The 221-nt window shown below is 46.6% G+C and carries 1 protein-coding gene; it reads left to right on the top strand.

The window, feature by feature from the left end; genetic code table 11:
• The coding region (locus tag Ga0466249_RS28130; RefSeq protein ID WP_215832441.1) for a branched-chain amino acid ABC transporter permease at positions 1-221 on the top strand (221 nt) is incomplete at both ends.

The following is a 221-nucleotide window of genomic DNA, read 5'->3' as shown; positions in this document are numbered from 1 at the left end:
GTACGCGAAAATGAAATCGCTGCCGAAGCCATGGGAATTGATACAACCAAATACAAGGTGCTGGCCTTTACCATTGGCGCCGCTTTTGCTGGCATTGCCGGTTGTCTGTTCTCGCACTACTTTTACATTGCCCATCCAGCTTCATTTACCTTTATGAAGTCCTTCGATATTTTGACCATGGTTGTTTTAGGCGGACTCGGCAGTATTACAGGCTCCATTAC

It is taken from the genome of Pelorhabdus rhamnosifermentans (assembly GCF_018835585.1).
Lineage (GTDB): Bacteria > Bacillota > Negativicutes > UMGS1260 > UMGS1260 > Pelorhabdus > Pelorhabdus rhamnosifermentans.
Note: the sequence above shows the minus strand (reverse complement) of the source record. Positions and strands in the feature narration are given on the sequence as shown.